15 protein-coding genes are annotated in these 19,339 nt (G+C 68.5%); 4 read left to right on the forward strand and 11 right to left on the reverse strand.

Annotated elements, in window-relative coordinates; translation table 11 throughout:
• Positions 1 to 188: 188 nt before the first annotated feature.
• From DFQ14_RS06015 to DFQ14_RS06025, 3 genes are all read left to right on the forward strand, one after another.
• Positions 189 to 938 (forward strand): acetate uptake transporter, encoded by a 750-nt coding sequence (locus DFQ14_RS06015; protein ID WP_114452024.1) that lies wholly within the window; start codon positions 189 to 191, stop codon positions 936 to 938.
• An 86-nt stretch (positions 939 to 1,024) separates the two neighbouring features.
• Positions 1,025 to 1,603: a hemerythrin domain-containing protein gene (locus DFQ14_RS06020; RefSeq protein WP_114452025.1), complete on the forward strand. Its 579-nt coding sequence runs from the start codon at positions 1,025 to 1,027 to the stop codon at positions 1,601 to 1,603.
• 285 nt (positions 1,604 to 1,888) lie between these two features.
• Positions 1,889 to 2,404 carry an ATP-binding protein gene (locus tag DFQ14_RS06025; protein WP_114452169.1) on the forward strand — a complete coding sequence of 172 codons (516 nt, stop codon included), beginning with the start codon at positions 1,889 to 1,891 and terminating at the stop codon, positions 2,402 to 2,404.
• A gap of 38 nt (positions 2,405 to 2,442) precedes the next feature.
• Here the strand turns inward: DFQ14_RS06025 and DFQ14_RS06030 are convergent, their stop codons facing one another.
• The 7 genes from DFQ14_RS06030 to DFQ14_RS06060 form a co-directional block, all read right to left on the reverse strand.
• On the reverse strand, positions 2,443 to 3,798 hold the full coding sequence (locus tag DFQ14_RS06030; RefSeq protein ID WP_114452026.1) for an L-serine ammonia-lyase: 1,356 nt from the start codon (positions 3,796 to 3,798) through the stop codon (positions 2,443 to 2,445).
• Positions 3,795 to 4,391, reverse strand: a complete 597-nt coding sequence (locus DFQ14_RS06035; RefSeq protein WP_114452027.1) for a sarcosine oxidase subunit gamma — start codon at positions 4,389 to 4,391, stop codon at positions 3,795 to 3,797. Before DFQ14_RS06035 ends, DFQ14_RS06030 begins: the two co-directional genes overlap by 4 nt.
• A complete protein-coding gene (locus DFQ14_RS06040) occupies positions 4,384 to 7,227 on the reverse strand; it encodes a sarcosine oxidase subunit alpha family protein (protein ID WP_114452028.1) in 2,844 nt (947 codons plus the stop codon). The genes DFQ14_RS06035 and DFQ14_RS06040 overlap by 8 nt, the downstream gene beginning before the upstream one ends.
• On the reverse strand, positions 7,224 to 7,502 hold the full coding sequence (locus tag DFQ14_RS06045; protein WP_114452029.1) for a sarcosine oxidase subunit delta: 279 nt from the start codon (positions 7,500 to 7,502) through the stop codon (positions 7,224 to 7,226). Before DFQ14_RS06045 ends, DFQ14_RS06040 begins: the two co-directional genes overlap by 4 nt.
• Before the next feature lie 17 nt (positions 7,503 to 7,519).
• Complete coding sequence (locus DFQ14_RS06050) at positions 7,520 to 8,752, reverse strand: sarcosine oxidase subunit beta family protein (protein ID WP_114452030.1); 1,233 nt, start codon at positions 8,750 to 8,752, stop codon at positions 7,520 to 7,522.
• Positions 8,753 to 9,556: 804 nt separating this feature from the next.
• Entirely contained in the window at positions 9,557 to 10,432 is an 876-nt protein-coding gene (locus tag DFQ14_RS06055) for a polysaccharide deacetylase family protein (protein ID WP_246195374.1), read from the reverse strand.
• 56 nt (positions 10,433 to 10,488) lie between these two features.
• The gene (locus tag DFQ14_RS06060) at positions 10,489 to 12,000 is read right to left on the reverse strand and encodes a purine-cytosine permease family protein (protein ID WP_246195376.1); all 1,512 of its coding nucleotides are present in this window, start codon (positions 11,998 to 12,000) and stop codon (positions 10,489 to 10,491) included.
• 109 nt (positions 12,001 to 12,109) lie between these two features.
• On the opposite strand from DFQ14_RS06060, the gene DFQ14_RS06065 reads away from it, so the two are divergent.
• Complete coding sequence (locus DFQ14_RS06065; protein WP_158546663.1) at positions 12,110 to 13,612, forward strand: PucR family transcriptional regulator; 1,503 nt, start codon at positions 12,110 to 12,112, stop codon at positions 13,610 to 13,612.
• A 16-nt stretch (positions 13,613 to 13,628) separates the two neighbouring features.
• Here the strand turns inward: DFQ14_RS06065 and DFQ14_RS06070 are convergent, their stop codons facing one another.
• From DFQ14_RS06070 to fdh, 4 genes are all read right to left on the reverse strand, one after another.
• A complete protein-coding gene (locus DFQ14_RS06070) occupies positions 13,629 to 14,006 on the reverse strand; it encodes a hypothetical protein (RefSeq protein WP_114452033.1) in 378 nt (125 codons plus the stop codon).
• A 50-nt stretch (positions 14,007 to 14,056) separates the two neighbouring features.
• A complete protein-coding gene (gene nrfD / locus DFQ14_RS06075; protein WP_114452034.1) occupies positions 14,057 to 15,097 on the reverse strand; it encodes an NrfD/PsrC family molybdoenzyme membrane anchor subunit in 1,041 nt (346 codons plus the stop codon).
• Positions 15,094 to 15,975 (reverse strand): 4Fe-4S dicluster domain-containing protein, encoded by an 882-nt coding sequence (locus DFQ14_RS06080; protein WP_114452171.1) that lies wholly within the window; start codon positions 15,973 to 15,975, stop codon positions 15,094 to 15,096. Before DFQ14_RS06080 ends, nrfD begins: the two co-directional genes overlap by 4 nt.
• Before the next feature lie 79 nt (positions 15,976 to 16,054).
• Positions 16,055 to 19,306 (reverse strand): formate dehydrogenase, encoded by a 3,252-nt coding sequence (fdh, locus tag DFQ14_RS06085; protein WP_179951505.1) that lies wholly within the window; start codon positions 19,304 to 19,306, stop codon positions 16,055 to 16,057.
• Positions 19,307 to 19,339 lie beyond the last annotated feature (33 nt).

Consider the following 19,339-nt stretch of genomic DNA (forward strand, 5'->3'; position numbering starts at 1 on the left):
GCTGCCCCGAAAGCGGGTACGCCAGGCACGGATCCGAGTCACAGGACGTTACCGGCGCCGGTGGTGAACCACCAGCTGTGACGAAAGGGGTGAGCACGTGCCGAACTCGTACACCTCGGCAACCACAACCCCGAAGTTCGACCGGTGAGAACCGGTCTCCCCACACGGAGAGAAAGAGGGGCTTCGTCATGACCAATGCCGCCAGCGCGCGATCCCAGAGTGGTGACTCCTCCGATTTCGCCTTCTGGAAGGACCATTCACAGATCTCGTTGTCGCCGGTGGCCGCGCCTTCCGTCCTCGGGTTGTACGGTTTCGCGGCCGCGACCTTCATGGTCTCCGCGAATCTGGCGGGATGGTACGGCAATCCGGTGGCCACACCGTTGATCCTGTTCCCCTTCGCGATGGCCATCGGTGGTATCGCCCAGTTCCTCGCCGGAATGTGGTCCTACCGTGCCCGCGACGCGGTCGCGACCGCAGCACACGGCAGCTGGGGCGCGTTCTGGATCGCATACGGGGTCTACCACATCTTCATCGCGGTGGGATTGCTGCCGGGGCCCTCGACCAGCACGACGGCAGCCGTGGCGTTCGGGTACTGGTTCATCGTCCTGGCCGCCATCACCTGGGCGACGGCGTTCGCCGCGATGGCCGAGAACCTCGCCGTGTCCGCGGTACTTCTCACCCTGGCGGCCGGTGCGACGGTGCTCGCGATCGGCTTGATCACGCAGGCGGGAGCCGTGGAGACCGCAGGTGCCGTCATCCTGATCGCCTCGGCCTGCCTGGCGTGGTACACCGCCACCGCCATGATGCTGCAGGCCACCTACGGCCGGGTGATCCTGCCGATGGGCAAGCCCGACAAGCAGAGCAACGTTCCGGGTGAGATCCCGCAGCAGCGCATCCAGTACGAGTCCGGCGAACCGGGCGTGAAGGTCGGCCAGTAACCGCCGATCCCTCTCGTGGAGGCGGTCCGGGACCAGCGAGGCTCCGGACCGCCGACGCGTGATTCCAGCGAGGACAAGGAGCAGCAATGGCCACACCCGAAGGACCGAGTACCCAGCGCCAGAGTCTGGTCGACGTCATCATCGCCGATCACCGGGCCGTGGACGAGGTGTTCGGCCAGCTGGAGACAGGAAGCGGCTCGGACGAGCACCGCAGGCAGCTCGTGGAGCACGTGATCACCGAGCTGGTGCGGCACTCCGTGGCCGAAGAGCAGTACCTCTACCCCGCCGCGCGGGAGAAGCTCTCCGATGGAGACCACGTCGCCGACCGCGAGGTCGAGGAGCACGCCGAGGCCGAGCAACTGATGAAACAGCTCGAAGCCACCGAGGAGGATGATCCGGAGTTCGACCGCATGACCGGTAAGTTGATCACCGATATCCGGCACCACATCGAGGAGGAGGAACGGGACCTGCTGCCACGGCTGTCCGAGGCGTGCACAGCCGACGAGCTCGACGACCTGGGCAAGAAGGTCATGATGGCCAAGAGCTCGGCGCCGACACGTCCTCACCCCACGGCACCGGACACACCACCCGCCAACATGATCCTCGATCCCGGCGCCGGCATGATCGACCGTCTCCGGGACGCGCTCTCCGGCCGCAACCGATGACCCGCCCGCACCGGCGGACCCCTGTGGCCCGCCGGTGCGGACCTCGGGCGACGGGCGAGCCGGCACCGAGTGCGCTCCCCCCGCCCGCACGATGCCCCGGCGCCACCTGCCGGTGACCGGTCACCACATCGGCCGGTTCCACCTGTCGGCACGGCAGGCAATCGGACGCAGCGCGCATGCCACTGTCCAACCCCGACAGAATCGGCCCTCACCCGGATTTGGCAAGATACGGCCCTCGGGTTGATGATCATCGCTCGCCCGGCCGTATACGAAGGAGGGATCCTGGTGAACGCCGAGACCGCCCAGTTCGACGAACTCCGCCTCGTGGCGCTGCCCAGTGCTTTGAATTGCACCGAACTCTTCGCGCGCTTCACACTCACCGAGTGGTCCCTGCGCTCGCTGGCCGAGGATGCCGCGCACGCGGCCAGGCAGTTGATCGAGGCGGTGCTCGGCAGCGCCGATCCGCAGTCACCGGGCTTTCTCTCGGTGCGGCTACGGCTGCACGGCGGCTCCCTGATGATCGAGATCGAAAGCGACCGGCTGGAGCGAGCTCCTGCCGTGCCCACGCTGGAATACGGCCGCACCGACCTCATCACCCTGGAGAACCAGGGCACGCTCATGTGGTGCGAACTACCGCTTCCCGCGGGCACCACCGCCTCGGAGGTGCCACTGCCCCGGCGCGAGCCGAGGAGGTCGGAAGCCGCCGCGCGGATGACCGACGACACCGCCGAAGTGGACCCGCGGGTCATCCAGCGACTGCTGAGCGGGCTGAGTCAGCTCTCCCCCGACGGGCCGTCGTAGTCACGGCCCGTTCCGGGGTCAGGACCGCGGCAGCACGGTCAGCATTCGATGAGGTTGACGGCCAGGCCGCCGCGGGCGGTTTCCTTGTACTTGACCTTCATGTCCTTGCCGGTGGCGCGCATGGTGGCGATGACCTTGTCCAGCGACACGTAGTGGTTGCCGTCGCCGCGCAGTGCCATCCGTGCCGCGGTGATCGCCTGGACCGCGGCCACCGCGTTGCGCTCGATGCACGGGATCTGCACCAGCCCGCCGATCGGGTCGCAGGTCAACCCGAGATTGTGTTCCATGGCGATCTCGGCGGCGTTTTCCACCTGCTGCGGCGTGCCGCCGAGCACCTCGGCCAGGCCGGCCGCGGCCATCGAACACGCCGAACCGACCTCGCCCTGGCACCCGACCTCGGCCCCGGAGATCGAGGCGTTCTCCTTGAACAGCGCTCCCACCGCACCGGCGGCCAGCAAGAACCGCACCACACCGTCGGCATCGGCACCGGGCACGAAATGCCAGTAGTAGTGCAGCACCGCCGGGATGATGCCGGCCGCCCCGTTGGTCGGTGCCGTGACCACCCGGCCACCGGCGGCGTTTTCCTCGTTGACCGCCATCGCGTACAGCGTGACCCATTCCATCGGGTCATCGGCCTCGGTCAACTTGTTGCGCAGCACGGCCGCCCGGCGGGCCACATTCAGCCCGCCCGGCAACTCCCCGATGTTGGTGCACCCGGCCTCGACGCACTCGCGCATCACCTGCCAGATGCGGATCAGTTCGCCACGCACCGAGTCCTCGTCACGCCACGAGCACTCGTTGGCCAGCATCACCCCGCTGACCGGCAGGCCGGACTCGGCCACCCGCTCCATCAACCGGGCACTCGTGGCGAACGGGTAGGCCACCTCGGTGGCATCGGGCTTGATCCGGTCGGTGCCGGAGGCCTCCTCGTCGACGACGAACCCCCCGCCCACCGAGTAGTACACCGCCGCGAGCAGCTCGCCACCGGCACCGTCGGTGGCCGAAAACCGCATCCCGTTGGGATGCACCGGCAGCGATCGACGCCGATGCATCACCAGGTCACGGTCGGCCGAGAAATCGATCTCGTGCGTGCCGTCCAGCCGGATCCGGTTCGTGGCTCGGATCTCGTCGAGACGGTCGGCCACCGCCGCCGGATCGACCGATTCCGGGCGGTGCCCTTCCAGACCCAGCAGCACCGCCTTCGGACTGCCGTGTCCGTGCCCGGTCGCGCCCAGTGACCCGAACAGTTCCGCCTTGACGCAGACGACCTCGGGCAACAGGCCTGCGTCGCGCACCTTTCCGGTGAACAGCATCGCCGCCCGCATCGGGCCGACCGTGTGCGAACTCGACGGGCCGATGCCGATCGAGAAGAGATCGAAGACACTGACGGTCATCCGCTACCACTCCCGTACTCAACCGCGGCGTCGGCCAGCCAGTCCGCAACATACCTGGCGAAGGAGGAACGCACGATCACCCAGTAGCTCGGTAGCTGCGTGTCGCGGCACACCAGGATAACCCCGGCACGGGCCAGCATGGTCTGCGCGCACCGGTCGACGGCGAAGCTGCGGGGATGCAGATCGAGCGCACACCCCTTGTTCAACAGTTCGCGGGTCTTCGGTCCCGTGATGCTGAGGATCGTGCGGTTCGCCGAGACGTCCACCACTGCCGCGTGGTCCCCGTCCAGCGCGGCGTTCACCGTGTCCTGGATGGTCTCCTGGCTGCCCTCGGGCCCCAGGATCAGCCACTCGTCCGGACCCAGCCACAGCACGGACAGCTCACCGGCGACCGCGACCTCGCCGGGCTGGTTGGGCAGCATCGCCCCGAGCGCGGTGCCGATGCGCTCCGCGGCCGGGCTCTTGGGATCCACCCGCACATCGACCTGTGCGACGAACGGCCTCTCGGCGATGTCGATGCGTCCCGGTACCGAGTGCCGGGACAGCACCTCGGTGTAGGTGGCCAGCGGGGATTCGGCGTAGGGCTCAGCCATCGCGGCGGGCTCCTTCCTTGTCGTAGAAGACGGGCTCGGTGATGGTGACCGCGGCGAGCCGGTCGCCGACGGGGCTGTAGATCGTCTCGCCGATGCGGTCGCGGCCGGCCTTGACCACGGCCAGTGCGAAGCCCCGATCCAGGGCGGCGCTGCGGTAGCTGGAGGTGACGTGGCCGAGCATCGGCACCGGGGGTTCCGGCAGCTCGGCGGTGTCCACCAGCTGCGAGCCCTCTGGAAGCACCAGGTTCTCGTCGGCGGGCAGCAGTCCGACGAGCTGCTTGCGGTCGGTGCGGGCGGTATCGGCCCTGCTGAAGGAGCGTTTCCCGAGGAAGTCGGTCTTCTTCTTCGACACCGCCCAGCTCATGCCGAGGTCATCGGGGGTGATGGTGCCGTCGGTGTCCTGGCCGACGATGGGAAAGCCCTTCTCCGCGCGCAGCACGTGCATGGTCTCGGTGCCGTACGGGGTGATGCCGAACGGCTGCCCGGCCTCGTGGAGGGCTTCCCAGACCTCGCGGCCGTACCACCAGGGCACGTTGATCTCGAAGGCCAGCTCCCCGGAGAAGCTGATCCGGCACACCCGCGCCCGCCGCCCGGCCACGAGCCCGTCGCGGAAGGACATGAACGGGAAGCTGTCGTTGCCCACCTCGATCCCGCTTGCCACGCGGGACAACACCTGCCGTGAATCCGGCCCGACCAAGGCGATGGTGGCCCACTGCTCGGTCACCGAGGTCAGATACACCCGCAGGTGCGGCCACTCGGTCTGCAGCCAGTCCTCCAGGTGCGCCAGCACACCGGCGGCGTTGCCGGAGGTGGTGCTGATCAGGTAGCGCTGCTCGTCGGTGCGCGTGACGGTGCCGTCGTCGAAGACCATCCCGTCGGCGGTGCACATCACCCCGTAGCGGATCCGGCCGACCTTGAGCGTGCTCATCATGTTCGTGTAGACCAGATCCAGGAACTCGGCCGCGTCCGGCCCCTGCACGTCGATCTTGCCGAGGGTGGAGACGTCCTGGATGCCCACGCTCTCCCGGGCCGCGCGGCATTCGCGCAGCACCGCGGTCTCCATGTCCTCACCGGGACGGGGGTAGTACCACGGGCGCTTCCACTGGCCGACGTTCTCGAACGGTGCGCCGTGTTCCACGTGCCAGTCGTGCATGGCCGTCACCCGCACCGGGTCGTACAGGTCCCCGCGGTCGCGGCCGGCCAGCGCGGCGAAGGTCACCGGCGTGTACGGCGCGCGGAACGTCGTCGTGCCGAGTTCGGCGACATCCCGTCCCAGCATCTCGGCGATGACTCCGGTGGACAGCGTCCCCGAGGTCTTGCCCTGGTCATGGGCGGTGCCGAGCGTGGTGTAGCGCTTGACGTGCTCCACCGAGTCCATCCCCGCCCGGGTGGCCTTGCGGATGTCGGCGACCGTGACATCCCGCGCGAGATCGACGAACCGGGTGGAGCCATCGGAGTCCGCAGGGCTCGGCAACAGCCACACGCTCCTGCTCGCCAGGACAGGAGCCTTCTCCGCGCGGGGCAACCGCCCCGGTTCGGCGTCGAAACCGGCAGCACGGGCCGCATCCCTGCCCGCCTCGGCACCGCTGCGCAGGGACTCCGACGTGGCGAACAGTCCCGCAGCGGCCCCGGCCGACCGCACCGACCGAACATCCTGTTCGGGCACGAACGCGCCGATGTCCTCGGAAAACCGCAGCGAACCCCGAGCCTGGCTATGCAGGTGCACGGCCGGGTTCCACCCACCCGAGACGAGCAACAGATCGCAGCCGACCACCTGCCGCACGCTCGGGGTGCGGCTGCCGTCGGATCGCAGGCTGCACAGGTGCGCGCTGGAGACCCGATCGGTACCGGAGGTGCTGACCACAGCGGTGTCGGCATGGATGGTGATGCCGCGCTCGATGCACAGCGAGGCCCAGTGGGTCGAGACGACCTCGCGGGCATCGACGATGGCGGCGATCTCCACACCCGCGTCCGCGAGGTCGATCGCCGCGGCGTAGGCACTGTCGTTGGTGGTGAACACGACCGCCCGGTTGCCGGGCCGAACCGCGTAGCGGTTGAGGTAGGTCCGGGCGGATCCGGCCAGCATCGTGCCGGGGCGGTCGTTGCCTGCGAACACCAGCGGGCGCTCGTGCGAGCCGGTGGCCAGCACGACCTCGCGGGCCCGCATCCGCCAGACCCGCTGACGGCTGTGCGCCTGCTCGCCTCGATGTTCGAGTGCGACGAGGTAGTTGTCGTCGTAGTGGCCGAACACGGTGGTGCGCGGCAGCAGGCGCACCTCGGGGCAGGCAGCGAGCTCTGCGGTCGCACGCCGTACCCACTCGGTCCCCGGGGCCCGGTCGAGGGTTTCACCACTGCCCAGCAGGCTGCCACCGAACTCGGTGTCGGCCTCGGCGACGATCACCCGTGCCCCGCTGCGGGCCGCGCTCAGCGCGGCGGCCAGCCCGGCCGGCCCGGCTCCGACCACCAGCACGTCGCAGTGCGCGTGCATGGTGTCGTAGCGCGCGGGATCGTCCCCGGTGGACAGCTGCCCCCGTCCGGGAAGTCCGCTGGCCTGCAGGCCCTCGCGCAACTCGACCGTGGTCGCGGTCAGCATCGGCTCCGGAAACGGCCGCTCGATCTGCACCAGCGCGTTGGGTTCTTCCGCGCCTGCGGCCATGATGCCGCGCGGGCGGCCGTGTTTGATGCTGGTGGCGACCTGGTGGATGCCGTTGGCCAGCAGCGCCGAGGCGAGGGTGTCGCCCTGGTAGCCCTCGTAGTCGCCACCGTCGAAGCGGAACCGAATCGGGCGGTCGCGGTCGATCCGGCCGCGGTCGGCAAGCCTGAACTCGTTACTCACCTCGTCACCGTCCTTGCTGCGCTCGCACTGTCGTCGGGGTGAATCTCGTTGGTGACGGTGTCCCGGTGCACGGTGAACCAGCGCCGGCACCCGGCCGCATGCGACCACCGCTCGGTGAACACGCCTTTGGGGTTGTCCCGGAAGAACAGGAAGTGCGCCCAGTCCTCATCGGAGGTCGACCGGGGGTCGGACGGGTAGTGCACGTCGGCCTGGCCGCCGTAGTGGAACTCGATCTCGTTGCGCGGCCCGCACCACGGGCAGGGAATGAGCATCATGGCGCGATCTCCTCGTATCAGTGAGCGACCCCGGCGGCGCCGTGCTCGTCGACCAGCGCGCCGGTGGTGAAACGTTCCAGGGAGAAGGGAGCGTTGAGCGGATGTGGCTCGTCGCAGGCGATGGTGTGCGCGTAGCACCAGCCCACACCCGGGGTGGACTTGAACCCGCCGGTGCCCCAGCCACAGTTGACGTACAGTCCCTCGAAGGGCGTGAGCCCCATGATCGCCGAGGCGTCCGGGGTCACGTCGACGACACCACCCCAGGTGCGCAGCACATGGGCGCGGGCGAACATCGGGAACAGCTCCACCGCCGCGGTCATCTCCCGCTCGATCGTGTGAAACGCTCCGCGTTGGCTGTAGGAGTTGTGGGCATCGATGCCCGCGCCGAGCACCAGCTCGCCCTTGTGGGCCTGGCTGACGTAGACGTGCACCGAATTCGACATCACCACGGTCGGGTGCACCGGCTCCAACAGCTCGGAGACCAGCGCCTGCAGCGGGTGGCTCTGGATCGGCAACCGCAGGCCGAGCGTGTCGGCCAGCACCGAGGTGTGCCCGGCCGCAGCCAGCGCCACCTTGCCCGCCCGGATCGGACCCCGGCTGGTGTTCACCCCCACCACGCGGTCACCGACCCGTTCGAATCCGGTGACCTCGCAGCCCTGGATGAGATCGACACCCATCCGGTCCAACGCGCGAGCGAAGGCCCAGGCGACGTGGTCGTGTTTGGCGATGCCCGCCCGCGGCTGCCAGGTTGCGCCCAGCACGGGATAGCGCAGGTCTGGCGAGGTGTTCAGGATCGGGCAGATCTCGGCGACTTGGTGCGGGTCGAGCCATTCGGCGTCGATGCCGTTGAGCCTGTTGGCGTTGACCCGGCGCACCCCGTCGCGCACTTCCTGCAGGGAATGGGCCAGGTTCAGCACCCCGCGCTGGCTGAACAGCAGCGGGTAGTCGAGTTCGTCCTCCAGTCCTTCCCACAGCTTCAGCGCGTGCTCGTACAGCCCCGCGCTTTCGTCCCACAGGTAGTTCGAGCGGATGATCGTGGTGTTCCTGGCCATGTTGCCGCCGGCCAGCCAGCCACGTTCCAGCACGGCCACGTTGGTGATCCCGTGGTTGACCGCAAGGTAGTACGCGGTGGCCAGACCGTGTCCGCCACCACCGACGATCACCACGTCATACGACGGCTTCGGATCCGGCGAATGCCACAGCCAATCCGGATGCTCCGGCAAGTCGGCGCCGGGAGTGCGCGGTGCCATCGCAACCTCCGTTCATCGAGGAGGAAACATCGAGCGTTTTCAGGTGTGAGCCACAGCATGCCCCAGCGTTTCACTCAAAGCAACACTGTTGCGGTTAATTTTTCGAGTCGGAAGTGTCGACCTCTCACAACAGGGGGCGGGAGCCCCGCATCGCAGCTCACACACGGGCACATACCACAGGGGAACCCCCTTTCTTCCCCCGGTTCTGACCACGCCCCGATGCGACGCGGGGACACGGGCCATCTTGTGCCCTGATACCGCGATCGGACCAGTTTCATGTGAAGCAACAGAGTTGCAAAACAAAATTCCCCGGGATACGCTGCGACGTGCCGCCGCCGCAGGTGGCAATGGCCGGGACTCTGCGCGCTGACGACGCCGGCTCCTTCGCACGGTTTTCCGCCGGTCGAACAGCGCAGCGCTCCGGTACGGCATCGCCGCAACAAACTCCGGTGCGCGCGGGGCCCCACCCCCCGTGCGCACCGGTCACCACACGAGTACGGCCCGCACCACGACTCGGCGTCGTGGTGCGGGCCGTGAATCGAACGCTCGACTCACCGGCGGGTGGCACACACCGCGGGCGAGCCGAGCGCTTTCTCAGTCTTTGATCTGGTTCTTTCGCTCGAATGATCAGCCTGAGCAGAGTGACCCGCTCCGGCGTATTCGATCGGAATGCCCGCAGGCGGGCATCAGCAAGCAGTAGGCCACGTGGCGGAGAAGTGGCTACTCGATGTGGCCTGCAACGCCGCAAGGCGCCGCCTGAGACGACGGTTCAGCAACCACCTGACCAAGTCCCAAGACGGGCTCTCAGGCAGGCACCTCGGAGATCCGCTCAGGCACCCGTGCCGATCCGCACACGCTCTCGGCGTGGGCAGCGATCTCCTGCAGTGTCGTCACCCACATGCCTTCCAGGTCCTTGGTCTGCTCGATCAACTGTTCCAAGGCATGGGCCTTGGCGGGCCTGCCGGACAGGAACGGGTGATTGGTCAGCACGAAACAGCCGCCCTCGGCGTGGCGGGCCCGGGCTTCGAGGCCCCACATCCGCAGAGCCTTCTGCGGGTCCTCGATCACGCCGCTACCGGTCCAGCCCGGGTAGAAGGCGTACTGCTCCCAGTCGTCCAGCGCCCAGTCCACCGGGATCTCGATGAGCGAGGCCGAGCCGGGCCCCGAGCTCGCGAGACGATACGGCACATCGTCGTCGAGGAGGCTGGAGTCGTAGCGGAAACCGCGGTCGGCCAGCAGCCGTGGCGTGTGCCAGTTCATCTCCCACCACGGTGCTCGGTAGCCTACGGGGGACGCCCCCACGCGCGCCAGCGCTTCGAGTCCGCGATCCAGGTAGCCGGCCTCCGTGCTCTCGTCGACACCCTGCATCGGCTCGTGCAGGTAACCGTGGTGGGCGATCTCGTGCCCACCGTCGACAATGGCACGGACGATGTCGGGATAGCACTCGGCCGTATACCCGGGAACGAAGAACGTCGCCCGGATGTCCTGGCGCTCCAGCAGCCGCAGCAGTCGCGGAGTGCCGACGCGGGGCCCGTAGGCCTGGTGCCCCATCAGCGACATGCGACTGCTCGCACCGGGGTCGTTGACCAGCACGCACGACTCGGCGTCGACATCGAAGGTGAACGAGGCAGCCGCCCGGTAGCCGTCCGGCCACGGGAAGGAGCCGTCGGGAAGTATCACGGTCACTCTCCACAATGCGTCATCGAAATCGGGATCCGGCGGGTGCCGGACTTCGTTCAGGAGCCGTCGGTGACCGTTGCGGGCGAATCGATCCGGTCGTGCTCCTGCGCGGCGGTCGCAGGCGGCGTCACGTCCCGCGCGAGGTAGCGCCGGTGCACGGCGGGCCCCAGCAGGGCGTACAGGGTCGCCGACACGATGCCGCCTGCCAGCCAGGACAGATCGAGCCCGCCCATGGCCGTGGCGATGGGGCCCTGAAAGATGTCCAGGGCGCCGTACATGAACAGCCAGGTGGAGATCACCCCGGCGCCGAAGGCGACCATGGCGGCCCAGTTGACGTTCGGGAGCCGGTCGGTGCCGACGGGCTCGAACAGCCGGGTCGTATGGCGGGCATCACGCTCGAGCCAGTAGAAGTGCACGAGCATGACACCACCCCAGGAGGCGATCCAGGCCACCAGCGAGACGAGCCAGGAATCGAGCACGGTGGCGAACTCGCCCTGGAAGATGAAAAACACCACGCACAGCATCGAGAAGGCGCCCACGAGCACGCTCAACGCCCGGCGGGAGATCTTCAGGTCCATGGCCTGTGCGGCCACGCCGAAGGTGTAGATGTTGAGGATGTTCGTCGCGATCGGCCCGTGGACGACGAGGAACAGCACCGGGACGGCCAGGGAGCCGTAGTTGTCGACGATCAGCCGACCGGGATCGACCTGGCCGTTCTTGGTCGCCAGGGAGGCACCGAGCACACCCAGCCACACCACGGGCAGGAACTGACCCAGCGTACTGGCGAGGTAGAGCCTGCGGCGCGGCACCGCGGTGCTGACGAACCGCGAGTAGTCCGCTGCGTAGGTGAACCAGGTGATGCCCCAGCCGATGCCGATCGCGGTCATGACGGCGGTCATCGCGGCGATGCGTTCCGTGCCGGTGAGCACCTCTCCCGGCGGTCCCGCGTAGCTCCAGTCGATGTCCAGCTGCGTCCACGCCACCAGCGACATCGCGATCAGCACCACGATCGTCGGCGGCACCGTCCACCGCTCGAAGCCGGAGATGGCCCGGTATCCGATCCAGGAGATCACCACCTGGATGCCCATGATCACCGCGGCCGTCGCGATCTTGGCGGCGTAGTTCGACGCCTCGGGGTCCACCATCCCGAGCTCGCCGAACAGCGCCATGACCAGGTCCAGGATGATCCAGGTATTGACGGCGCACCAGCCGATCGCCAGCACCGCCTGGATGGCTGCGGGCACGTAGCCGCCCCGCCGGCCGAAAGCCGCGCGCGCCAGCACCATCCCCGTGGCTCCGGTTCGCTGGCCGAGCAGCACGAACAGGCCGAACAGGGCCATCCCGACGAGGTTGCCCGCGATCAGCACGATCAGCGTGTCGGTCAGCCCCAGACCCAGGTGGATCCCCAGCGCACCGAGCACCCAGTTGATCGGCGCGATGTTGGCCCCTGCCCAGATCCAGAACTGTCCCGACACGCGGGATGTTCGCGCTCGTTCGGGAATCGGTTGCAGGACCTGCTCCAGGTTCTCCTGCTCGCTGTCAGCGCTGTGTACAGCGTTGGTTTCCATGTGTTGCCTCCGCACGGCATCAGTTGATTCCGCCATGCTTCTGGTCCAAAGGAGTCAGGACAAGGTACGTTTTGTCACTCAGAATCTTCGACGGAATGGACACAACGTCATGCCGATACCGTTGAGCGGGGTGCTGAGCCATCCCAGCTTGTCGCCCGCCGAACCGGTGTTGCTGACCGGCCGGGAACACACGGCGCGCTCGGTGCGCTGGGTGCACTCCAGCGAGATCCTGGATATCGCCCCACTCCTGCGGGGCGGAGAACTGCTGCTCACGGGGGGTTTCGTCCTGTCCGAAGCATCCCCCGAACGGCAACGTCGCTACATCCGCGAGCTGGCCTCACGCGGGGTCACGGGCGTGGCGGTGGAGACCTCCGAACAGGGCACCGGACTCCCCGAGGCCTTGATCGACGAAGCCGAGCAGCAGGGGTTCGCGTTGATCCAGCTCGGTCGCACCGTGCCGTTCGTGGAAGTCACCGAGAGCATCAACGCCGTGCTGATCAACGACTCGGTGCACCGGCTGCGGATCGCCGACTCGTTGTCCGACCAACTCTCGACCCAGCTGACTTCCGGCAGTGATCTCCAGGGGCTCGCCGAGACTCTCGCGGCGAGCACCGACACGCACATCACGGTGTACGACGAGTCCGGGGAGCCGCTCGCAGCCACCCACACCGCACCACAGGACCCGGAGGAATCCGCCGAACCACTCGAGGCGCCGATCACCGTCCACGGCGTGGTCACGGCACGGCTCGTTCTTCATCCCGGCCCCGAACCCGACCCCGCCGTGCTCGACGCGGCCCTCGACCGTGCCCCGCAGGCGTTCGGGCTCGCCCTGCTCCGCACTCGATCTCCCGCACCGAGCAGCCAGGCCACCCGAGCTCTCTTTCACGCGCTGCAGCACCCCGATCACTCCGAGACCGAGTTCCTGCCGCTGGTCGAAGCCTCGGAACTGTCCTCGGCCGGCACTTTCGTGGCCGTCACCGCAGCACACGTCAGCAAGGGACATCTGGGAGCGCTCGAACACGCCATGCGGCGGCACGGCAGGCAAGTCCTCAGCCATCTCGCGGAGGGGGAACTACTGGCCATCGTCGCCCTGCCGTCCCACATCCCCGAGCAAGCCAGGCAGACACTCGTCGACGACCTGCGTCAGGCCCACGACACCGATACCCGGTTCCACACCCTCGCCGTGGGGCCGCTGGCCCGCAGCACCGAACACCTCCCCCACACCACCGCCGAAGCACGTCGTTGCCTCGAGGCGGACCTGCCGACCACAGCCGTACGCGGGGTGGTCGACGCGGCCGACTGCTCCCTTCGCAGGCTCGCACACCGGTTGGATGCCGATACGGCCCTGCACGATTTCGTCGCCGAGCAACTCGGCGGGATCCTGCAGCAGCCCGCGCAGGTCCGGGACAGGCTTCTGGGCACGCTCGAGACCTTCTTCGACTGCGCGGCCAGCAAAACCGAGACCGCACAGCGGCTGCATCTTCGGCGGCAGACGCTGTACCAGCGACTCGGCAAGCTCTCCCGGTGCCTCGGGTACGACATCACCGGGCCGGATTCGCCTGCGGCCCTGCACGTCGCGGTACGCCTGCGGCAGGTACTGGATCGGAGTTGAGCAGAGACCGGCGTCTTCAGTCCCGGTCCTCGGGCGGCGATTCGGTGTCGGCCCAGAAGTGCTCGACGGTCGACCAGTAGTTCTCGGCGTCGGCCACGGCCATGTTCAACACCCGGCGCAGATTGTTCAGGTGCTCGATGGCGTGCTCGACCGCCTCGTGCGGATGGTCCCGAAGAGCCTCCCGGCGAACACGCTCCCGATCGATCTGCTCGAGCTGGTCGGCCAGCACGCGGGTGAGCCCGCCGAGTGCGCTCAGGGTGCCCAGCAGCGCCGAGCCGTAGGCGGGCAGGTCCTGCCGCGCGGGATCGGCGTGGGCCTGGGCGGTGGTGGCCTGCTGCAGCGCGTCGCGGGCTCGGTGAACCGATTCGAGCGGATGCTGCGGTGAAGAGCCCATTACATCCTTGCCTTCCTCCTCCGACAGAGGGCAGGGTCCCGCAACGGACTCTAGTGCGTCCGGTCCGGTGGCGCGGTGTGCGCATCACCGGAACGAGCTTGCTCACCGCGGCGCAGCCGCTCGCGCTGGGGAACGACGGTGTACTTGGGATCGTCGGCCGAGGCCGTGCCCGCGTGGAAGACGCCCCACCGGGTGGCGGCGGAAGCCGCGAGCAGAGTCGCGCCGGACAGGGCGTTGACGAGTCGATTGCCCCGCCCCAGCAGCGCACCGGCCAGCCCGACCACGGACAGCACCTTGCCCGCCCGCATGTACCGCCCCGAACGCCCGGACGAGTACGGTTCGGCGACCATGCCGAGGCGGTGCTCCATCCACTGCCCCGAGGTCAGCTCCGTGGCCACTCCGAACGTGGCCATGTTGCGGGCCGGGGCTGCCTGCGCGGCCGGAGCGGCGAGCAGGCCGAGGCCACCGGCGGCAGTGGCACCGGAACCGACGAACACGAACGGCATCTCCCGGTAGCCGTCGTGCCAGGCCGGTACCGCGGTGTCGCTGACGAGCGCGGCGGTGTAGGCGGCCACGGCGGGGCCGAGCGCGGCCGCCCCGGCGGTGGCGGTCGCTCCCCAACGGGGCGCGCGGCCGGTCCATGCCGAGACCGTGGAAATACCCGCCAGGGGGGTGAATCCGGCCAGCAGCCAGGACCCGACGCTCATCGGCGAGGTCACTTTGAACACCCGCAGCATGTTGAGGAACCGGCCGGGTTTGCCGAGATCGTGCACCAGCGCGGCGACCGACAGTGCAGCCCCTCCGAACGCGCCGGCCTTGGCCACGCGCGCCAGCTCGGGTCGGCGGGTGAGGTCCGCGCCGGATGCCAGCAGGGACGCGGCACCGGCGAGGCCGCCGAGGAACAGGTACCCGGGGATGTCGGGGCTCTCCCAGACGGGGCTGTTGATGACGGGGCGGCCGTAGTACGAGGTGAACTCGGTGTCGCCGCCCGGGGGTTGCTCGCCGTCCCGCCCCGCGGCGACGCCGATCAGAGCTTCCCGGTCGGGCCTGGTTCCGCGCAGGCCCTGCCTGGTGACTTCCGAATCGCTCATGGCCGCCTCCCGAACATCGCACCGGCGAACGAGGCCGCCGCTGTGGCGGCGAGAGTGAGCGCGGCGGCGCCGACGCAGCGCCACATCGCGGGCAGGTCCCGGGTCGTGACCACCGGGTCGGGCGGGAACCCGTAGACCTCCGGTTCGTCCATCAGCAGGAAGAAGGCGCCGTCGCCGCCGACCCCGTCGTGGGGATCCTCGCCGTAGAGCCGGGCACCGGTTTCGCCTGCCTCGACCAGTTGGTCGACCCGGCCGCGGGCACGCTCGCGCAGCTCGTCCAGCGGTCCGAACTGGATGGAATCGGTGGGGCACGCCTTGGCGCAGGCCGGTTCCATCCCACCGCTGAGCCGGTCGTAGCACAGCGTGCACTTCCAGGCCCGGCCATCTTCCTGACGCTGGTCGATGACCCCGTACGGGCAGGCGGGGATGCAGTAGCCGCAGCCGTTGCAGATGTCCTCCTGCACGACGACGGTGCCGAACTCGGTGCGAAACAGCGAGCCGGTGGGGCACACGTCCAGGCAGGCGGCGTGGGTGCAGTGCTTGCAGACGTCCGAGGCCATCAGCCAGCGCATCTGCCCGGGTTCGCCGGGAGTGGTCGGGGTGATCCGCGCCTGTTCGGGCGGGGTGCCCGACCCCTGGGAGGCCAGTGCCAGCACGTCGACGTCCTCGTGCTGCACGCCGGGGTCCTGCATCGCCAGCGGCTTGCGCTGCTCGATGAAGGCCACGTGCCGCCAGGTGTCGGCCCCGAGGCCCTCGCTGTTGTCGTAGGACATGCCGGTGAACACGAGGCCGTCCTCCGGGATGGCGTTCCACTCCTTGCACGCCACCTCGCAGGCCTTGCAGCCGATGCACACCGACGTGTCGGTGAAAAAGCCCATGCGTGGCGGGGGCTCGTCGTAGCCGCCCAGCGTGGCCGGATCGGCCTCTCCGTACAACGCGTGCGAGTTCGTGGCCACCTCACACCTCCGTTCCGGTCCGCTCGGTGATTCCGGCGCGCTGCTGGTACTCGTGCACCAGTCGGGCGCGGTCCGCCCCCACCGGGCGACGCCCGGGACGGATGTCGCAGGACAACGCCTTCACCTCCTGAATGTGGGAGTTGGGGTCCAGCGAGATCGAGGACAGATCGTTGAACGAGTCCCCGGTGCTGTAGCCGTTGGGACCCCAGTGGTAGGGGATTCCGACGTGGTGCGTGCGGCGGCCCTGGATGGTCATCGGCGTCATCCGCTCGGTGACCAGCAAGCGGGCCTCGATGGCGCCTCGTGCGGTGACCACGGTGGCCCACCCCAGGTGTTCCAGGTTCCGCTCGGCCGCCAGTTCCGGCGAGACCTCGCAGAAGAGTTCCGGCTGCAGCTCCGAGAGGTAGGGCAACCAGCGGGACATGCCGCCCGCGGTGTGGTGTTCGGTGAGCCGGTAGGAGGTCAGCACGTACGGATACACCTCCGTGCCCGGGTCTTCACCGCTGGGCTGGTAGCGGTTGTTGGGGTGCGGCTGGATCTGGCGGACCGGGTTGCGCTGCTGGGTGTAGAGCAGGTTGCTCACCGGCGAGTCCTGCGGCTCGTAGTGGGTCGGCAGCGGACCGTCGGTCAACCCGGCGGGCACGAACAGCCAGGCCTTGCCGTCGGCCTGCATGATGAACGGGTCCAACCCGGACAGTGCCTCCGCGCCCTGCGCGCCGTCGGGTGGGCGGTAGTGCGGCGACTTGGACTTGTCGTAGTCGGGGATGTCGTGCCCGCTCCACTGCGCTTTCTCCGCGTCCCACCAGATCAGGGCCTTGCGCTCGCTCCACGGGTTGCCTTCCGGATCGGCCGAGGCACGGTTGTAGAGGATGCGCCGGTTGGCCGGCCACGCCCAGCCCCACTCGGTGGCGACCCAGTTCTGCTGCACCTGCGGCTTGCGCCGGGCCGCCTGGTTGACGCCGTCGGTGTAGACGCCGCAGTAGATCCAGCAGCCGCACACCGTCGAGCCGTCGGCGTTGAGCTGCTCGTAGTTGGTCAACGGGTTCCCGTCGGCACCCCAGCCGTTGATCTCGGCGAGCACCGACTCGGCCTCGGGCTCGTCGATCTCGCCCTTGGTGGGATAGTCCCAGGTCAGATCGAGGATCGGAAAGTCCCTCTCGTCGATGCTGCCTGCGAGCTTGTGCCGGATGCGCCGACCGAGGTGGTAGGTGAACCACAGATCGCTGCGCGCGTCGCCTGCGGGTTCGACGGCCTGGTGGTGCCACTGCAGCAACCGCTGCGTGTTGGTGAAGCTGCCGTCCTTCTCGGTGTGCGCGGCGGCGGGCAGGAAGAACACCTCGGTACCGATGTCCTCGGTGTGCAACTCCCCGGTGGCGATCTCCGGGCCGTCCTTCCACCAGGTGGCGCTCTCGGTCAGCGAGAAGTCGCGGACCACCAGCCAGTCCAGGTTCGCCATTCCCAGCCGCTGCATCTTCGCGTTGGCCGATCCGACGGCGGGGTTCTCCCCCATCAGGAAGTAGCCCTTGCACTCCCCGTCCAGCTGGGACTGGACCGTCTCGTAGGTGCTGTGGCTGCCGGTCAGCCGGGGCAGGTAGTCGAAGCAGAAGTCGGTTTCCGGAGTCGCTGCCGAACCCCACCAGGCCTTGAGCAGGCTGACCATGTAGGCCCGCATCTCGGCCCAGTACCCCTTGCGGGTGGCCTCCGCGGTGATGAACGCGTCGAGGTCCTCGTTGGAGTGCGCGTGCGGCATCGGGATGTAGCCGGGCAGCAGGTTGAACAGCGTCGGGATGTCGGTCGAGCCCTGGATCGAGGCGTGTCCCCGCAGCGCGAGCACCCCACCGCCCGGGCGGCCGATGTTGCCCAGCAGGCTCTGCAGGATGGCGGCCGACCGGATGTACTGCACGCCCACCGTGTGCTGTGTCCAGCCGACCGAGTAGACGAACGCGCTCGTCCGGTCCCGTCCGGAGTTGCTGGTGAGCAGTTCGCACACCCGGAGGAACGTCTCCTGCGGCACGCCGCAGATCTCCTCGATCACCTCCGGCGTGTAGCGGGCGTAGTGCCGCTTGAGCACCTGGAACACGCAACGCGGGTGCTCGAGTGTCTCGTCGTTGGTGATCTGGGCGGTGACCTCGGCCCCGCCCGAGCCGTGCGCCTCACCGCGACCCGCCTGGCGCACGCCGGAACTTCCCTGCACCCGGTCGGAGTACTCCTTGTCGCGCTTGCCGGAGGCGGCCTGCACCTCGGTGCCCTCGTACTGCCAGGTGTGGAAGTCGTAGATCCGCGACTCCGGATCCAGCCCCGAGAAGACACCGTCGAGGTCCTCGGTGTCGGCGTAGTCCTCGGTGAGCACCGTCGGAGCGTTGGTGTAGGTGACCAGGTACTCCCGGAAGTACTTCTCGTTCTGCAGGACATGGTTGATGATCCCGCCGATGAAGGCGATGTCGCTGCCCACGCGCAGCGGCACGTGGATATCGGCCAGCGCGCTGGTGCGGGTGAACCGCGGATCGACGTGGATCAGGGTCGCGCCGCGTGCCTTGGCCTCCATGACCCACTGGAAGCCGACCGGATGGCACTCGGCCATGTTCGAACCCTCGATGACGATGCAGTCGGAGTTCTGCAGATCCTGCTGGAAGGTCGTGGCCCCACCGCGCCCGAACGAGGTTCCCAGACTGGGAACCGTGGAGGAGTGTCAAACACGCGCCTGGTTCTCGATCTGGACGGCTCCGAGCGCGGTGAACAGTTTCTTGATGAGGTAGTTCTCCTCGTTGTCCAATGTGGCCCCGCCGAGGCTGGCGATGCCCATCGTGCGGCGCGTGCGCACCCCGTTCTGCTCCCACTGCCAGCCCTGTCGCCGGGTGGCGATCACGCGATCGGCGATCATGTCCATCGCCGTGTCGAGATCGAGGGTTTCCCACTCGGTGCTGTTCGGGCGCCGGTGCAGCACCTGGTGCATGCGGGCCGAGCCGGTGGTCAACTGCAGGCTCGCCGCGCCCTTCGGGCACAACCGACCCCGGCTGACCGGCGAGTCCGGGTCGCCCTCCACCTGGGTGACCTTGTCGTCGGAGACGTAGACGTTCTGGCCGCAGCCCACCGCGCAGTAGGGGCAGACCGATTTGACGACCTTCTGCGCGGTTTGCGTGCGCGGGGTGAGGTGCTCGCTGGTCGAGCTCTTCGCCGCAGCGCCGCGCCCGTAGGGGTCTCCGGCGCCGAGCTGCCGGAAGAGCGGCCACCCGAGCCAGTCACGCACACCCATCGGATGCCTCCCGAATCATGTCTGTCGATGCCG

The sequence above is a fragment of the Halopolyspora algeriensis genome (genome assembly GCF_003337235.1).
GTDB classification, from domain to species: Bacteria; Actinomycetota; Actinomycetes; order Mycobacteriales; family Pseudonocardiaceae; genus Haloactinomyces; species Haloactinomyces algeriensis.